Here is a 19,518-nt window from a genome sequence, read left to right as displayed (position 1 = left end):
GTTAATATCAAATCATAAAATAAAAAATTTGAAAGTTGATTGTTGTAACAAGTTCATCAATAAGTAAAACAAAAGAAGAGGTGAAAGAATGAATACTCAAAAAATAGTAATAGATTTAGAGAAACAAACACGAAATCCATCGAATTATATTGTTTTGCGTCAGGGAGATCAAGGGTTGCAAACCGTTGAAATTCTGGTAAAGAAAAATGGGGAAGTCTTTTCTCTTGAGGGACTGACCCTTAAGTTTGAAGGAAATCTCAGCAACGAATTATATGTTAAAGGAAATGCGACAATTACGACAGCAGTAGAAGGGGAAGCGATGTATACTTTTTCAGGGCTGGATACTTCAGTGACAGGGCGCTATCAGGTAGCATTCTTCCGTTTATATGATTCAAAAGGTCTGTGTATTTCTTCAGAAGACGTTATCGTGGATGTAAAAAAGAATGCAGATCTCAGCAACGGAGAGGCTAAAAAATACGAAACAGAGTTTACTAAATTGCTGAATCAGTTTAATCAGGAATGGACAACTTACATGACTGATAAGAATGCTTCGCATGAACAATTGGAGAAAATATATATAGAGTTGATTGAAAAAGCTGATCAGATGGAGCTTGATTTGTCTGTTTTAGAGAAGAAAATTGATGGATTGAACGCCTACACTAAAGCAGAAGCAGATAAGAAATTTTTTAAAGCAGCACAGGATATTCCTGAAAGTGCTGATTTGAATGATTACAGAAGCGAAGGCCATTATAATTGTTCATTAAATTTAACCACTAAAACATTAATGAATTGCCCAGTTCAGCTGGCATTTAGTTTAGAGGTCACGAAGCATAGCGGTATACACCAAAAATTAATTACACATCCTATTTCCGGCTGGCTTACATTTGAACGGAATTTTTACAATAACAGTTGGGGAGAATGGAAAGTTACTACGAAAGATAACTTCGGCAGAAGAATTAGTACCTTGCCTAAGTTACCTCAATCTTTATTGGAAATACAGGAACCGGGAACTTTCTATATTACGGCTGCAGAATTGGCGGCAATGACCAATGAATCTTCCCTTCCTTCAGATGTAAAAGGTGCCGGTTGGCTCATTAACACAGCTGGAGATACTGCAGGCGGGGTTTATCAAATGTGGCTCAGAAATACTTCAGCGGCGGCTTATCATGCTAGACCTGTAATCAGAATAACAACTCCAACCGTTGCTTATGCCTGGAAAGAACTGGCAGATGCCGGGAAAACGCAGAATGTGAAATTGACTGCGGATACAGGATATACAACACTAATTCAAAATATGTCACCTACTGTTACTAGCTTGAAAGCATTATCTGCCTATCCAGGTTGGTTTTATGTTAATTCAACAGAGGTACAGAAGCTAACTGATTACTCTGAATTGCCAATTTCCGGTGCAAAAGCCTGGTATGTTTTTAATATGCCTGCTGCCACTTCCTCCTCCTACTCTTATCAAGAAATATCTGTAAACAGCAGTAGTACGCCCAGAAAATTTTTTAGAATGGTGCATCCAACATCTGGTACAGGTGTTTGGAAGGAAATGGAAACAGCTCCGACTGCAGCCTCTGAAGTCATTCCAACTTTTGAAGAAGGCTTTGAGAACTACAGTTCAGATCCAACAAATATAAGTCATTGTATCATTCGTAAAGGAAGTGATGGCAGGTGTTACATGTATGGAGCAATTAAAAACATGACTGAAATTGCTGCAGGATCTACAGTATTAATGGGAAGAGTACCGGAAGGATTCAGACCAATTCGACCGATTACTTCATTACAACAGGCAAGTGCCCAAAATAGCTATATGCTGACCATCAATAGTGATGGAACTATTTACATGGCTAGACATCGTAATGGAGGTAATGCTTCAGTAACTGCTGTAAGTACTTGGCTTAATACAACTGTTTCCTGGGAAACTGTTTAAATAAAAAAATTTGAAGGAGCTGATTATCAGGTATGAAATTTCTTGGATTAACAGTTGCAGAGATAGCCGCTGTGATTGCCATTATCAGTCCAGTCAGTGTCTGGCTTTTCTGGTTAGTAAAAAAAAAGGATATCACGCAGTGAAAACCAATATTACTGATCCGATAAAACAGAACCTTGATGGACTTTCCGAGGCGATAACAGCTCTGTCAAAAAATGTAGATGCAGAATCGAAATGGGTTCATGAACGACATTCTGAGGTGGTTGAAAGGCTGGAAGAACATGAAGAAAAAGTAGATCATATTGAGAATGCGGTTATAAAACATGGCGAGCGGATTAAATTGCTGTTTAGAAAAGAACGAAAAAAATAATAGGTGCAGTTGATTTATAGAATAAAGCAAGACCCTGTCTCAATTTGAGATAGGGCAGTTTTATACTCTAATTTTTAACCGGCAGCAACAGGCGCAGCCCGTTTAGTATGACAATCAAGGTACTTCCTTCATGAGCAATGACACCGATTGCAATGTCCATTTTGCCTAATAGGTTAAGGACCACCAGAAGAGCAACAACCATCATGGAAAAAATAATGTTTTGCCAGACAATTTTATTCAGTCGTTTAGAGACTTTATGTGCGTAACTGAATTTTTGAAGATCGTTGTTCATCAGAACGGCATCAGCAACATCAATGGCAATATCTGTTCCGTCGCCCATCGCAAAACCGATATCTGCAGTAACCAGAGCCGGAGCATCATTGACACCGTCACCTAGCATAGCAGTCATACCAAATTTTTTCTGCTGCTCTTTAACAATTGTAGATTTATTTTCCGGCAGAACATTTCCGGCAACTTCGTCAATACCAAGAACTTTTGCAACAGCCTGCCCGGTTTTTTCGGCATCTCCGGTAATCATGGTTGTATGGATATTTTGTTCTTTCAGATAAGAGATCACTTCTTTAGCTTTTGGATTTGGAATAGCCATCATAGCTATTAATCCTACAACGGAGTCGTTTTCACTGAAATAGATGACCGTTTTTCCTGATTCAGAAAGCATTTCTTTTTTTCGATGGATAATTGGTGGAACCTGTTCAAATAAATCAGGTTTTCCTAATCGGTAGCTTTTGTTGTCATAGTGAGCCAATAAACCTTTTCCGATTTCATTTGTTACCGCCATTTTAATTGCATCAACAGGAGGGAATTTAGCCAAAATAGCATTTGCTAAAGGATGGTTTGCTTCTTTTTCCATGGAGGAAAGAACTTTAAGCCAGTCAGCTTTAGTTTTCTTATCATCTGTATGAAAATAATAATCAGTGACTACAGGTTTTCCTTCAGTCAGAGTGCCTGTTTTATCAAAAGCAACAGCTTTGATGTCTGCGAGATTTGACAAAAATGTACCGCCTTTGAAAAGGACTCCTCTTTTAGCAAGATTGGAAATACCAGCTAATGTAGCCGGAACAGCGCTGGCAGCAAGAGCACAGGGAGAAGCAGAAATCAGTAGAACCATTCCCCGATAAAAACTTAGTTCCCAACTCCAGCCTAACAGGAATGGTGCTGCAAGAATGAACAGAGGCACAATAATCAGAACAGCTGTTACATATTTTGGTTCCAGTAATTTGATTTTAGTAGCCGTTTTAGAAAGGTTGGACTGAGACTGCTCAACCAGCGTAAGAATTTTTGCAAAGACGGTATCTTTACTGTCCTTTGTAACTTCCATTGTGAAAGAACTGGTACCGTTAATTGTACTGCCAAAGACAGTATCACCAATCGTTTTTTCTTTCGGAATACTTTCGCCATTAATTGATGCTTCATCTATAACTCCGGTTCCTGAAAGAATCACACCATCTGTAGGAACCTGATCTCCATTTAGGACCTGCAATTGATCGCCTATTTGCAGAGTAGAGACAGCAACCAGTTTTGTTGAGCCATCCTCTTGAATCAAACGTGCTTCAGTTGGATTCATTTTTAATAAATTAGTAATTTCGCGTTTACTTTTACCTTCTGCATAATCTTCAAGGAAATGTGCACCAGAGAAAATCAGGATCAAGAGAGCACCCTCATCAAAATCACCAATAACGGATGCACCCAGAGCAGCAAGAGTCATCAAAATATGCACATTGGGCGTAAATCTTTTCTTTGCGATAGTATCCTTAATGGTATCTCCAAAACCTTCCATAATAACATGCTGCCCGGCAGCAATCATGGAAAAAATATAAAGAAGGATTTGCAGAAAACTGTCTTCTTTTACAGCAAAAGCAGCAAGATAGGTAATGAGACCTGCAAAAAATAATATAGTGGATGTATTTCCGTGACCATGATTATGACCGCAGTTGTGGTTATGTTCATGTATTTCAGTGTGTGTATGTTCCATGTCTATTCACCCTTTCTTTCATAGATAAATTCTATAATATATTCGATCGAACTAGTTATATGATTGAATGTTCATGTATTCATGATTATTATATATGAATGCTCGTTCATGTGTCAAGAGTAACTATTGAGAAAAGGGAAAGAATATGAAAAAAGAGGGATAAATAAATCTGGAAAGGATATAAAAGAGGGAAAGAGAGTCAAGTTTTATATAGGAAGGAGAGGGAAAATAATTTAGTAGTATTATAAGCGGGAAACAATGCAGAAAGTCGATCAATCCCTTTGCGAAGGTCAGTACGTTCACGAACTAAGTAACAGGTATCGACTCGAGAAAAATCAACGAGCATCAGTTATTCGTTCCTAACTTTCCAGTAAGAACAATCATTTCAAGAAGGGGAGATAGGAAGGCAAAGGGGGGAAGAAGAAACATGAAACGAAACAATCGTCTACTTTGATAGCTTTAGTATAGTGATTATTTCTTATGATTAATATGCGTTCGTTTATTTCCCGCTCACCTTACATGAAAAAATCAGACAGATTTTGAGGTCCGTCCGATTCTATGCATAATTCATTTAGCTTAACCAGCACTATTGATATGAAGAATCAAAAATATTAAGTTTATTTAGCTTCTAATAGTTGATTATAATTATTGGCAATCAAGTATGTTTTATCTCCAAAAAATATGAGCTGCTCAGTCTCCATTTTACTATTCAATTTTGTACTTGCTAACCCGATATCAATCGCACCAAGTTGTGTTTCAATCGGGTTAGCATTATCTGTTGCTGTTGACTGTGTATAACTTACAGATGCTCCTGAAACATACTTACTTAATGCTTTAGTACCAACTGTATTATATTTTTCTAAATCAAAACTCATCCACACATCATTAGCTGTAATGTAAAGTCGACCATCATTAGGATTATAACTTATACTTTGAGCTGGATCAATTCCCGTGCCATCTGATTTTGTGTCTCCAAGTATATTTTGGATAACAATTGGATTTTGTCGAATATTTAGTTGCTCATTTGCAACTTTGACTTGATAAACAGCATATCCATACCACCCCTTCTGATTTCCAGAAGATTTGCTGTACGGAATCACAAAGTATCCAGTATCATTATCAACCATGGTAAAGTTTTTAGGCATAAGTGAAACACCCGTTGCTTGTTGATGATCATTCTTCTTAAACGTTCCTGATACAACATCTGTAGCAGTTAACAAAGTGCGTGTTGCTGTGTCCTTATATTTCGCTGTCGTACCGGTATTTTGTGGTCCTTTACCTAAAGCATAGCTATAAGAAAGCTTGGTAAGCGTTTGAGTCGTAAATTCTTTATTTGTTGTTAGAACATAAGGAGTATCATCCACTACCGTTAATACCGCACCATGAACGATTGGCAAAATCTCACTTAGCGCAATTTGTCCACTATCTAAAGCTTTTTTAACATCCTCTGTCGTTAGCCAAAGTGGGGTGTTTTTATTGTCAACTTGTTCTTTTCCTTCGGTAGATGTCAGATATTGAACAAAACTAGCCGAAATCCGCATGACAAAACCACCCAAATTTTTTGCGTCATTGTCGCTGTCATAAACAACATATAAATTGCCTTTTGTATCCATTGCTGCTCCTTGTTGAGCATCCATTTTGTAAGTTGTACCTTGCCACTCAAGGGTAGCACCTGTATCTGCGGTACGAATCAATCTCATTTTTGAAACAAACTTAGCATCTTTACCATTAGTAGCTGCTCCTGTTGTAGTTAATCCATTCCAAGACCATGACACCGGTTCCGTCTGTCCGTTTTCTGTACCTTGGTATAAGTCAATACCAGCTTTATAGGTAAAAAGATTTCCGTACGGATATGAATTCGACGTTCTTTCGCCAAACTGATCAGAAATTATTTCATTAGGCTTAGATATTGTAATCGCTTTAGGTAGGATACTCTGATCAACTAAAGGAGTTGTATTTTTATTTCTTAAGTATGTGACATTGCCTCCCAACACCGAACGATTCAATTTGTTAGATGGATCGTTTGAGTCAAAATACTTTCCTCCATCTACAACTCTTTCATAGACCGAAAAGTCACTTTTTTTTGAGGTTCCAGTTGAAATAGTTCGACCATTTAGCGTCTCTCCATTGGCCCAGTCTTGATTAGAAGTTACATAGACCCAAGAATAAACCCCGGCTCTTAAACGATGGGACAAATCAAACTTAAACCAACCATTTTGGTCTGCTTTTCCATATCCAAGCAAAATACGATTTCCCGCTATATCAATTGAGTTATATGAGATAGTCGCATAAGGCTCTGTATATCCATAATAAGTTAGAGACGTATCATAGCGAGCGGTAGGGTTAGGTAGACTAGTCACTGCATTCCCATTACTAACTAGTGGCGCTGCTTCACTCTCAGTTTGATCAAATCCTAAGCCAATAATTGCTAAGCTTGAAAGTACTACAACTCTGAATATTTTTTTCTTTAAGTCATAATTCATAAATATTCTCCTCTCTAAATAGGCAATGAGCCACCTATTTATTCAATTTTATTTCACAAATAGACGATTTAAAATACTAATGTAACTCGTTTAATGCCACTTGATAACCACCGTCAGCATAAGACAATTGCAATTCCGTTAAATTATAAGAACCATTTTTCTTTAGATACGGAATTACTTTTACGTACTTGCCTTCTAACTCTACTTCTCTAATAAAATAATTAGTAGATTTTTCAGACAATTGCTCCAGTACTTCCGATTTAGTGATTTTTATTTCTTTAATAGCATCTTTTGCTTTAAAAACATTCCGTTTTTCAAAAGTTCTTATAATTACAATCGGATCTGTATCTTCCATATCAGATAAATCAATTGCCTCAAATTTAAAAGAGAAGTATAATCGATCATTCTCTGCCACTTCTATTGCTTCTGAAACAATTTGATTCCATTTATTCTCAATATTCCCGTGTGCACTTACAGTAAGCATTTCATCTTGAATAGAAAAAATTTGAGGGTTAAAGACTTTCCAACTGGAATTTCCAAAGGCAAATTTCGAGTTTTGAATAAGATTTCCTTCAACAATCGTTGGCTCAAGATCAATATTTTGATTAGTTAAATCATTAAATGTGATTGCCAATATTTTTTTTAGAAAGTCATCATAATAATTATGCATGTAATGTACATCATCTAGTCCGCCAAACCTATAATTAGGATCTGCATAATATTTTTTGTCATAAGAAATAGATCTAACATTTGGATTTTTCAGTATATAGTTGTCTAACTCAGACCATAGCTTATTCAATTCTAAATACTCTTCTGGCGTTTTTCTTCCAAAAATATTCACTTTTTTATGAATACTATCCCAGTATTCATAGGTATATCTAGCCTGATTAACAATAATAATCGTCTTTTTCAAATATTTGTTGACAAAAGCAATGAATTCATCCGAAGCCTTTTTAAAAATTTCGAAAAAGGCAACAAAATCTAATTCAACATTATAATGAACTCCATGATTTAAGATATTCCACAACTCGTTTTTTTTGTAAGAATACTCTTTATTTGTTAAATACGACTCACCAACTTTTATTACACCAAAATGTATATCGGCATAAAAATCAATGATTAAATAATCTGGCTGTGAAAGAACTAAATCATTTAGAAATCGCTTATTCAATTCTGTTCTAAAATGCCAATCAGCAAACTCCTTAACGCTTTCAACGTAATTGAACTTTGTCGAATCATACTCTATTGGTTTTGACATTAAAGAAATGATTGATGTATGAAATTGATTGACTGACAATTTATAGAAATCTTTATAATTAGGATTAAACAAAGAATTGAAAGGATCTCTGGTCATACATGAGCCTAACGTAGATACTTTTATTTTCATATTACAAACCTCCATTTCTTTAGTCCTATTTGGTGCTCTCGGTGCTCATATTAATTAATTTATAAAATAAATTTAATGCATTTTCATTGTATGTCGCTACATCAAAACGTTTAAATTTCAATTTTGAATTTAAAACTTGTAACATGGCATTTTTTAAATCTTCCACTCCAGCACTTGAACTCAACAAACCATAATTATTGTCAAGGAGATTTCTATTTTGAGGAATATCAGTAGCTACAATTTTTAGACCTAATGCAAGAGCCTCCAATATAATCATTGGTTGCCCCTCATAAAAAGAGGGGACTACCAAGATGTCCATCAATTCTAAAATTGGAAATGGCTTGTTTGTTTGACCTAGAAAAATAACTCTTTGCGTTAAATTCAAATCATAAACCAGTTTTTCCATCTTTAAAAGTAACGGTCCTTCTCCTAACAAATACAACTTTGCATTCGGGAGCATTTTACTAATCTCGTTAAAAGCCATAATCAAATTTTGGTGATTTTTTTCAGGTGAAAATCTTCCTGCAAAGACATACCGAATTTCCCTGGAATCATTTTCAATTACTACTTGAGTTTCTTTTTTATTTAATAAATCATTTTGTACAGTCATCATTTGACTCAACTGATTCAACTTCAGTGATTGCTTTTTGGACCATCCTAAAACTTGATTTCCGCGAACAATTTGAACCCACAATTCGTTATTAACCATAGTTTCAACGTTAATAATATAATTATTGGAAGGTAGTAGTGGATATGAACTGATTATAAGTTTATGACCCATTATTCCTTTAGGTTCTGAATACAAATCTACAAGTAATGGTCGATCAAGTAAAAGAGTAGATCTTTCTTTTATTACACTTTGACTAATACAGGTATATGTTCGGCTGTTTTTTAATAGAAAGTATACTTGTGAGGGTGATAAGTTAAGCATAGTATGTTGATTAGTTAAACACTCTTTTTTTATCCAACCAATCGATTTTTTCCAGTCATAAATATGACAAAAGGCTCCTAATTGAGTTGAACATATTTCTTTAACCCATACATATCGATTGGACAAGTAACGAACATAACTAATTCCCTTTGACAATTCTTCTTGTTTAGTAGGTAATGTGCGATAAATCAATTTATCATTATTTCTTTTTAAACTAGCAACAATATTTACTCTTTGCTTTGAAACTTCAAATTTTTGCACACTTTGAGGCAAGTATTTTTGCTCAATCCATCCCAAATATTCAGAATTCAATATTATCTTGTAGTAATATTTACCGGAAAATAAAGCCTCGGCAATGAAAGACAGAATATCTCCAGGTTTAGTGCGCAAATTTTCACCACAAGTAATATTAATATCCTTGTAATTAGCGAATACATGAGGTAAATCTCCAAAATCTTCAACTGAAAAACATTCTTTTTTAGCTACAATTCGGTTGTCGATTCGCGTTTTTTTTTCTTCATTTTGGCTGCTGATGCTAATAATATTCCCTGTATAGGATACTTGTTTGAGCGTTAAAAAACTACGTAACGACTTATAATTGATTTCCATTAAGCTTTTTGAAACACTATTTACTTTATCAAATTCCTTATATAACCAAAAAATCTCATTCAATCGTTTTCCATGTGGCTGATTTCCATCTATTCTCTTTTCGATTTCTTTCGCAAGTTCATTATGCTGATAGATTATCTTTTGTTGAGCATCAGCATAAGCAACTATCCTTGCCCAAGCAGGGCTATAGCCGCTATAATCAATTACACTATCGAACCTTATTCCTGATAAGACACGAGAACTTTCACGTTTAAATGCTTTAGTAAGTTTCCCAGAGCGATTGTTTGCATCTTTTTTTAACTGTTTCTTTTCTTTTTTAGAATACAAATTTCTTCCTGATTTAAAAATTAAACGTACATTGGAATTTATCCTTTTTATACTTTCAACATTGCTATCACTTACTGGTGGAATTAAAACTGATACATCTAATTTTTGGTAGTCTAACCTATCTAACAAATTTAGAAAACTTGAAGTAATTCCATTTTTGAGTAGTCCTCCAGAATAAAAAAGTATTTTCTTTTTTTTATCATCAGCTAGTATAATTTCGTTTATAGAATCATTTTGTTGCCCTTTAAAAACTCGTTCTATAATTCTCTTTGAAACATTTCCGTCTTCATAAGGAACTAATTCATCAACAAATTCTCTATATTTCGATACATGCTTAGACTCACACAATTCTAAATTATTAACAGCTTGAATCATTTCTCGAACTGTAAAAACACAATCACCTGGCAGCTCATCCATTTTCCAATACGTGCCTCTATGTTGTTCGTATAACTCCATATCCCAAATATAAAAAATAATCGGTTTTGATGTAATTAAAAAATCAACAAATGAACTGGAAAAATCTGTAATTAAAACATCTGTAATACTTAAAATGTAATTGGGCTCCCAATAGTCTGGTACCAATTGTTTTTTAATTCTTTCATTTTTACAGATACTGTTATACATGTAAGGGTGAATTTTCAAAAAAACGTTGTATCTGCCATGGAACTGACTTGTTAATAGCTCCATTTCATGAATCAATTGTTCAATATCATTTGTAGGATTTTTAATTGATTCACCACGCCAAGTTGGCATATAAAGAATAGTTGGTAAACTTCTATCGAAAATCAAATTGTCCTTTTTTAATTGTCTGAAATATTCATCGTTATCTGCGTTCTTAAAAAAATCAATACGAGGGTAACCTGTTTCTAATACAGTTCCATTGTAAATCCCTTTCAATTTGTAGCTATGCGCAAAAATATTTGTTGTATGAGAATTGGGAGAGAGAATGAAATCTGTCATCAACAAATTCCGTAAGACATTCTGTGAATGAGAAGGATTACCCGGAATGTCGAACCCCATATATTTTAAAGGGGTTCCATGCCATGTATTTAAATAGACTTGTCCTTCTTTTTTTGAAAAAAAAGATTGAAATGTTGAGTTTGTAATTAAATACTTTGCTTGAAGTAAATAGTGAATGTATTTTGGCGTATTTCTTATTACGAACTTAACTTGACTTCTTAATTCAATTGGAATTGAATTTTTTTCAATTAATTGTTCATCATCAATAACCCAAATATGCTTCATATTTCTGTAATCTGGATTTTTAGCTAATTCAATAAATAGTGCTAAAGGAGAATCAACTATTGATTGACCATCCCTTGTTTCATATAAAATTAAATATTCATCAATTGATACATCATCATATTTTTTAGCATAAGTCTCACTTAATTCACTCAAATTCAATCTTTTCATTTTCACCAAACTTTCCACTTAACTCTCAATCAAATTATAAAATTGATTTAAAGCGTTACAATTATACTTTTCACCATCAAATTTCTTAAAATTATTAGTTGAGGTTAAAGCTTTTAGCAAAGCTTCCGAAAGATCATCAGAAAAAAGACCTTTTGTTAATATTCCATAATCATCATTCGCTCCTAAAATTTGTTCGTTTTGAGGAATATTTGAAGCAACAATTTTCTTACCTAGAACTAATGACTCTAACAGTACCATTGGCTGACCTTCATGAATAGATGCTAAAGCAAATATGTCCGATTGACGAATTACACTGAATGGATAGTCGATTTGTCCCGCAAAAAAGACATTTTTCTGTAGATTTAGCATCGCTACCCTGGTTCTTAATTCTTGTTCGAGAGGACCTTTCCCTAATAAAATTAACTTAGCGTTAGGAAATTGTTTTGTTACTTTCTCCATCGCAAATATCAATTCACCTTGATTTTTCTCAGGAGATAATCTCCCCATTGCAACAATCAAAATATCATCTGGCTTAATTTCTTGTCTAATTTCTGATGATAAATCCGATAGAAAGTCTGAATATACAATTTCAACATCTTTTGAAAAACAATACATCGATTTAGATTCATGGAAAATCTTATAAAACATGCCATGAGTATAATTTAGAACTCGTTCAATTTGGAAAGTGTCTGTTAAAGAGATTGTATGTGCTTCATTTAATAAGATATCTTGCTCACTCAAATAGCATTTAAGCTGGCTATCCTTTTTCTTGACCAATAAGGATATGTCCTTTTCAGATACAAGGTAGTTGATATCTGATTGTTTTTTTTCTACTTTTTTGTTTAAAGATACATCAAATAATTCTTCTTCTGAAATCCATCCGGCATATTCTTGTTTGGAGGATAGCCGATAATATTCTTCTCCATTTTGAAGTATCATTTTAGCATCAACTTTCAATTTGGTATTTGTCTTAATTTTATTGTAGGTCAATTCACCACTAAGTTTTTCAAAAATTTTATTGAATGTACTTATTGAATTCGTTATTTCCAATGAAATCTCTTGATCCAACAAAAATAATTGCTTAGGTAAATTATTATAATTATCACTATCCATATCTTCCAAAGAAAAATCAGTAATAAAATATTTAGAATTTATCCAGCCGTAGAAATGATCATTGAAAAGAAGTCTCTTATAAGTCACGCCATTTAATAAAGTAACCTCATAATCGGTTATAAACTTAAGTCCTGATACTAAATAGCTTGTAGCAACACGAACAGTGGGTTCAAACATACCATATGGATTTAACCAGATAGAATCTCCTGCTTTTACTGCTCCAACACTATTTACATAATTTATATTCTTAATAATTTGCTTACTAACTATTGGAATCATTCCTAGTAATTCTTGTTCGTTATATAATCGAACTTGATTGTTTTCAAAAACTCGATAAATGAGTCCTTGTGTACTTAATATTTTTGAAATAACGAATTTAGGACTAATAAAATTATATTTTTCATAATTGTTGCTTCCAATTAATACATTTTCTAAACTTAATGTCTCAACTGCAATGTCTTCAGCTGTCACAAAATAATGAGAGCCTTCAATCTGAACTTTAAAAATCAATGTATTATGGGATATACTCTGTCCTTCGATAGAACAAGCTTTCGCTAAAAAGATTTCAGAATTAATTTCTTCATAAGAATCTAAACTAATATTTTTATATAACTTAATTACATTTTTCTTAGGAACAAAAAGAACATCTTTTTGTTGCCAATCCATGAATTCATATTTCGAAAATTCGGGAATACGTGTTGCTAGAAAGTCTAATTGATGTTCATCAACCCAACCAATACAATGTTCTCCAAGAGATAATTTACAATAAGTCATACCATCTACAACCAATTTATCCAACACCTTGTAAACGTAATTGACACCTGGAGACCATTCATTGAATTGCTTGTGGATTTGCTGACAACTATCATAAGTCTGGACTGTTGGAAATTTTATTTGAGCATAGATACGCTTATTGAAAATCTTAGCATTTGTCCACTCTTTAAATTCTTCGAAAAGTTCAGAAGCTTCTTGTTCAAATAGTAATTCATTTTTAGTAATTTTTATGTCTGCTATCTCAATCCATCCAATTTTATACTTCTCATATGAACAATGAATGTACGTAGAAAATTTATCAATGGCTATTTCATCAATACGCAGTATACAATTTGAAAATAGTTGAACGTTGAGTGAATTTATTTCGGCACCAAATTGTGGTTGTTTTCTAACATCGCAACTTTGAACGGAATTTGAAAAGATACCACTATAATCAAATTTTGTCCTTCTCGTTAAAAAATGCATATCATCATCAGACATGTAAGGAATTAAATCATGTTCAGATACCCAGCCTAAATATTGATTTTGACATATTATTTTATAGTAAATTGTTTCTGAATTTACATATTCTGCAATAGAACGAACAATCACTATTTTATCAATTTTGATACTTTTTTTTCTGAGAGGTATCTCATGAAGAGTGTCAAACGTGGTTAACGATGTATTGGGCATTAAAACCCAAATTTGTTCATGCTTATTAATTTCAATATCTGAATCAGCTTGTGGGCGATTTACAATTTTTTCTATATTAATCGAATTCTCCACAAATCCCATTTGTGAAGGTTTTACATATTCCTTCAATCCGTCCAAATTAATATTCATCAGGTTTTTAGATACAGAAATGAGTGAATCAAATTTTGGATACAAAGAAAATAATCCGAGCAGATCATTTCGGATGGTATATTCACCATTTACCTTTTTATTTATTTCAGAATATAAATCATTATGCATGAAACAAATTTTCTTTTTAGCACCAACGAAAAGTAAATATTTAGCCCAAAAATAGGAATAACCGTCAAAGTTGATTGTCACATCGAAATGTAAGCCAGCAAATAATCTTTGGGCTTCTCTTTTATAACCCAATTCAGGCAAATATTTATCTACTTCACTTGGCATATGAACATTCTTTAAATATCTATCAAAAATATTTTCTTCAAATGTATATATTGGCAAGCCTGGTTTAAACATTTTTCGAACATGACGATTCATTTTATTCCAATTTTTTACTATCTCTGGGTTTGTTGAATCATGTAGGAAAGCAGTAACATCATACTTATCATAGTCTATTTGATCAATCAGATTTAAAAACGAGTTTGTAATACCATTGTCAATCATGCCGCCTGGATGAATTAGCAATTTGATTTTTGATGTATTTGCTTTAACTTCTTTCATACCATTCGTTTTATTGCCTTTGAAAATTCGTTCCACATATCTCTTTGTGACATCTCCATCATCATGACTCACAAAACGTTTCTGACATTTTTTGTAAATTTCTTTATGGTCTATCTCAATTTGAGTGATATCCTTAATCGCATTAATTAGATCATCTAAAGTATAAACAGTTGGACCTGGCAATTCGGAAGCATCAAAATACATTCCACGTTCATTTTCATAAATGTCATTGTCCCAACAATAGAAAAGAATTGGTTTTCCTGTTAAAAGAAAGTCAAAAAAGACACTTGAATAGTCTGTAATCATAATATCTATAATCTCAAATAATTCATTTGAATCAAAATCATTAGGAATTAGTTTCCCTTTAAAAAGAGAACTTTGATCTGCTTTATCAAAAACATAAGGGTGAACTTTTAATAAAACATTATATGAGTTTCCTAGTTCATTTTCTAATAATTTGATTTCGTTACTAAGAGTTAAAATCATATCTGTTGGTGCGCCAACGTCAGATCCTCGCCAAGTGGGCATGTAGCAAACAGTTTTTTTCTTGCTATCATAATCTATCCCCCGATCAGTTATATCTTGTTGCACTTTTTCAACCAAGCCAGTAAATAACGAGTCATTTCTAGCGTGTCCACCTTCCAAAATTGTTCCTTCCCATATACCATCAAGTTTGTACGAATGGAGAAAGAGGTTTGTCATATGATCATTAGGTGACAAAATATAATCAGTCATCAGAAAATTCCGCATCACATTCTTAGCGTTCATTGGATCTTGAACATAGTCAGATCCCATATGTTTCAGAGCAGTTCCATGCCAGGTATTGATATAGATTTGACCTTCACGTTTCAAATAAAATGAATTGAAAGTACTATTATTAATTAAATATTTTGCTTCCAATAACGCATCCATGTATTCAAACGTATCTCGAATAATTAATTTAAGATTAACTTCAGGATATTTTTTTTGTAACTCAAAAAAAATACCTTTTTTTTCAGCAGTAAAAACAATTTGATGCTCAAAATTTTCAAATTCTTTTTGGCTTATCATATACTGGAAAATTGCAAAAGGGGAGTCTGTAAAAATAGTGCCATCTCTAACTTCATAAAGAATGACGTTTTCATTTATTATTGCCGAATCGAATTTAGAAGCATAGTATGTTCTAAGACGAGCCTGCAAATTGTTTTTCAATTGTTCTGTCACTTGTTTACTATATTTTTCATACCAATTCGTTTCATTTTTCTGAGAAATTTTTTCTTTACTCTCAACATTAAATTTATCACGTAATTTACGTCTCATATCCTCAGGGAGGTATGTTCTAAAAGTTTTTCTAAGCCATGATAGTTCATTTTTCTCCATTTAGTAAAATCTCCTCAATATTATTTCGTGCGAGTATGGAAACATGCCAAGGATGATAAACACTGAGGTTTTCTGGAATCAAGAATTCTGGATTCCTTCAGCTTTTTCTTCTCAGGTACTCTTATTATAATAAGTAACTATCCTTGAGTTTATTGGGTATATCCTCTATCTCATTAGAAAAATGAGAACTGGTTGAGTCAGCTAGGAGAGAGGGGTACTCCGTTTTCTCAGTTAGTTTCCGTACTCACTTATTTCAAGCAACAGATAGCAACTAACAAAATGATCAGGAACTTTTGACATTTAATTATTTCCATGAATAGTTGAATCTGCTCATTCTTTTTATTGTTCTAACTTCCAAGCAAATCTTTTTTTATTTGGCTAGTGGATATTTCAGGTGTACGTGCCAAATATATTACAGCAGCATCAGTTTCTTCCTGAATGAAATCAAATTTTCCAGCCCAATCATCACCCATTACAAATTTATCGATATGATATTCTTTTACATCAGTTGTTTTCTGCTCCCAGCCATTTTCTGGAATAACCAAGTCAACGTAGCGGATTGCTTCAAGTAATTTTTTCCGTTTATCGAAACTAAAATAGCATTTTTTCTGCTTTTCCTTCCAATTAAATTCATCAGTCGATAAGGCAACAATTAAGTAATCACCTTGTTCCTTTGCACGTCTTAACAAATTAATATGTCCGTAATGTAATAAATCAAATGTTCCATAGGTTATAACTCGTTTCATAAAACAGCTCCTCAATCTATTTATTTTTGAATAGTTTGTTAATTAAATGCTCGGATGAACTAATTTTTATATCAGGACAAAAAGTTTCTTTGAATTTTTCATAGTGAGTATTGACCGTAATAAAATCTCTATCAATCAACTCCAGAATCTTGTTAGTTAATTCTTCTTGCGTTTTTATAATAGGGCCAGGAAGAATTTTTTCAAGATTAAGATAGCAGCCACGAATATTTTGTAAGTAGTCTTGTTGATCGTACATAAAAAAAAGTATTGGTCGTTCTGTATAAGCAAAATCAAATATTACAGAAGAATAATCGGTAATCAATAAGTCTGAAATAAGATATAAATCTTTAATATCCGGATAATTGGAACAATCGATTACCCGATTGTCATATTTGGAACTATCTAGCTGATTAGCAATTAAGTAATGTGCACGAAATAAAATAACAGAGTTCTCCGAATTTTTTAATACTTGATCAAATGGAAAATGATTAATATATTTATAAGCACCTTTACTGTAAAACTCTGTGTCTCGCCAAGTTGGAGCATATAAGATTATCTTTTTCCGTTCACTCAAACCTAAATTTTTCAGAACTCGTTGCTTATTTATGGAATAATGCTTTTTATCCAACAAAATATCATTCCGCGGATAACCAATTTCAAGAATTTCTCCCTGATAATTAAATGCGTTTTTGAAAATGTTAGAACTAAAGGCGTTTGCCGATAGCAAATAATCCCAGCGAGCAGCTTCATTTTCAAAATTTTTCCGATATTGTTTGGTGGTAGTTCCTGGCATTGAAATATTTTCAATATCTAAGCCAAGTTTTTTTAAAGGAGTTCCATGCCAAGTTTGGATGTAGATTGTTTGTTCATTCTTTTTCATCCATGCTGGCATACGTGTATTAAAAATCCAGTATTTTGCTCTAGGCATTATCAACAGCCATTTCAAACCCAAACGCCGAACATAGGGAACATTATTTTCAATAAAAGGCTTTTCGAATCCTTTTTTTACAGCCCATAAACAAGGAATCTCTGGATATTCTTTTTGTAAATATTCATAAATCGCACGAGGATTGTCACTATATTGTTTTCCATGGAAGCTTTCAAAAAAGAATAATCTTTTTTTAGGGAGTGCTCCAAGGATGCTGAATACAACTTGTACAAACAAGTGATATAGATGCTCTATTCGTCTACGGAACTTTTTCATTATTCTCTCCCTATCAATTTGATCCTTAAATTAAGTAAATTTGAGTTTTACTAGTAGAATGGATGCTTTTTTAATAGTTAATATCTGATACCTTGAAAAGTGGAATGCAAAATAGAATAAAAATTCCTAATTATATTTTGCATACCCAACTTAATAAAAGAATGTAGAAGTCTTTTTGAGATTCATATATAGTCAACAAACTTTGCTCTGAACTTCAAATGCAGATGGGAACCAATAATCAGAAGAATCAAAGCCATCAGCCAGAAGATCATCGTGTAATTTCCTTTTTCCCAAAACCATTCTCTGGAAAGGAAGCTGTCTCGAAAGCCTTCAATAAGGTAATAGAATGGATTCAGCTTGAGTATTCGTACCAACTTAACCGGAAGATTTCGATTCTCAATATCCCAGATAGGTCCTGAGATGAAAAATACAACACGAAAGACAGATTGCAGCAAAATATGGTAGTCTCGAACTAAGGTGGTTAATGTAGCATTCAAGATACTGAACGAAAAAATAAAAATAATCATTGCTGCAAAATAGTACAGACTTTGCAGCCAATACAGGCTGGGATAAATTCCTGCGTTAATCAGAAAAAGAAAAGTGATCAGTATCATCCAAAAATAGTTGATTAAATTACTGGCTATGGAAATTGAAGGTAAGGCACTGACTGGAAATTTCATTTTTGCCACTAAACCGACATTACGATAAATACTGTTAGAGGCACCAATAACTGAACCATTAATAAAAAACCAAGTGCTGATTCCGATCATCATCCAGACAATAAAAGGTACACCTTTAATTTCTCTGCCGCCATTTACACCCAGACCAAAGATCATATAATAAATTCCAATCTGAATCATTGGATTTAATATCTGCCATATCAAGCCAAGATAGTGACTTTGATAAGTTGCTTTTTCCTCGTATTTGGACATCCGGAAAATAATACCCAGATTATTTAGCTGTTCCTTGATAATAATGACTACTTCTTTCATAATCTGCTCCTTTTATTCTCCTTGCGGGATAGTCAGTACTTGTCCTACATTTATGTCAGTTGATTCCAGATTATTTGTTAAAATCAGGGCCTCAACTGTTGTCTGATGCTCTGCAGCAATGCCATCAAGTGTATCTCCTTCTTGAACTAGATAACTTTCTGATACAGGTACAGTTGTGCTTTCTGTTGTTAAGAGATTACCTGTAGAACTCATTGCTGTTGATGTTTCACTTGTTTCTGTTGGGGGCTGGACAATTGTCGAATCAAAAGTCCGCGTAGTGGAGCTTTGGGTAGAATCTTTTGTAGCTGTATCTTTCTTTGGTTCATCTAGCTGATAGAACAAAGTTTTGAACGGTTGAGCAACGACACTGGAAATAGCCCGGCCACTGAAACTAACCATACACAGGAACAGAGTAATAAGCATTAAAACGGCTAAGAGCACCCGCGTCCCACCAGACATGTTGCGCCCCACTTGGATCGGTTCTGTATCCTT

At 33.5% G+C, this 19,518-nt stretch carries 11 protein-coding genes; 2 read left to right on the top strand and 9 right to left on the bottom strand.

The genetic code is table 11. The features are described 5' to 3' along the window. Positions 1-88: 88 nt before the first annotated feature. Entirely contained in the window at positions 89-1,933 is a 1,845-nt protein-coding gene (locus tag IW492_RS11940; RefSeq protein WP_202067865.1) for a BppU family phage baseplate upper protein, read from the top strand. Positions 1,934-2,072: 139 nt separating this feature from the next. After that, positions 2,073-2,303, top strand: a complete 231-nt coding sequence (locus IW492_RS11935) for a hypothetical protein (RefSeq protein ID WP_202067864.1) — start codon at positions 2,073-2,075, stop codon at positions 2,301-2,303. A gap of 67 nt (positions 2,304-2,370) precedes the next feature. On the opposite strand, the gene IW492_RS11930 is transcribed toward IW492_RS11935, so the two are convergent. The 9 genes from IW492_RS11930 to IW492_RS11890 form a co-directional block, all read right to left on the bottom strand. Then, the gene (locus IW492_RS11930; protein ID WP_202067863.1) at positions 2,371-4,296 is read right to left on the bottom strand and encodes a heavy metal translocating P-type ATPase; all 1,926 of its coding nucleotides are present in this window, start codon (positions 4,294-4,296) and stop codon (positions 2,371-2,373) included. Positions 4,297-4,913: 617 nt separating this feature from the next. Then, complete coding sequence (locus IW492_RS11925; protein ID WP_202067862.1) at positions 4,914-6,779, bottom strand: hypothetical protein; 1,866 nt, start codon at positions 6,777-6,779, stop codon at positions 4,914-4,916. Between the two features lie 76 nt (positions 6,780-6,855). Continuing rightward, complete coding sequence (locus IW492_RS11920; protein WP_202067861.1) at positions 6,856-8,166, bottom strand: DUF6270 domain-containing protein; 1,311 nt, start codon at positions 8,164-8,166, stop codon at positions 6,856-6,858. Positions 8,167-8,191: 25 nt separating this feature from the next. Continuing rightward, a complete protein-coding gene (locus IW492_RS11915) occupies positions 8,192-11,446 on the bottom strand; it encodes a CDP-glycerol glycerophosphotransferase family protein (protein ID WP_236671897.1) in 3,255 nt (1,084 codons plus the stop codon). A gap of 18 nt (positions 11,447-11,464) precedes the next feature. Next, on the bottom strand, positions 11,465-16,084 hold the full coding sequence (locus tag IW492_RS11910; RefSeq protein ID WP_202067859.1) for a CDP-glycerol glycerophosphotransferase family protein: 4,620 nt from the start codon (positions 16,082-16,084) through the stop codon (positions 11,465-11,467). A gap of 347 nt (positions 16,085-16,431) precedes the next feature. Further along, entirely contained in the window at positions 16,432-16,830 is a 399-nt protein-coding gene (tagD, locus tag IW492_RS11905; protein ID WP_202067858.1) for a glycerol-3-phosphate cytidylyltransferase, read from the bottom strand. Between the two features lie 16 nt (positions 16,831-16,846). Continuing rightward, a complete protein-coding gene (locus IW492_RS11900) occupies positions 16,847-18,034 on the bottom strand; it encodes a CDP-glycerol glycerophosphotransferase family protein (RefSeq protein WP_202067857.1) in 1,188 nt (395 codons plus the stop codon). 182 nt (positions 18,035-18,216) lie between these two features. Continuing rightward, positions 18,217-19,026 (bottom strand): ABC transporter permease, encoded by an 810-nt coding sequence (locus IW492_RS11895; protein ID WP_202067856.1) that lies wholly within the window; start codon positions 19,024-19,026, stop codon positions 18,217-18,219. Between the two features lie 12 nt (positions 19,027-19,038). After that, positions 19,039-19,518: LysM peptidoglycan-binding domain-containing protein (locus tag IW492_RS11890; RefSeq protein ID WP_202067855.1), on the bottom strand; the 480-nt coding region annotated here is incomplete at its 5' end.

It is taken from the genome of Enterococcus sp. BWB1-3 (genome assembly GCF_016745275.1).
GTDB lineage: Bacteria > Bacillota > Bacilli > Lactobacillales > Enterococcaceae > Enterococcus_L.
The sequence above is the reverse complement of the archived record's forward strand: the minus strand, read 5'-3'. Positions and strand labels throughout refer to the sequence as shown.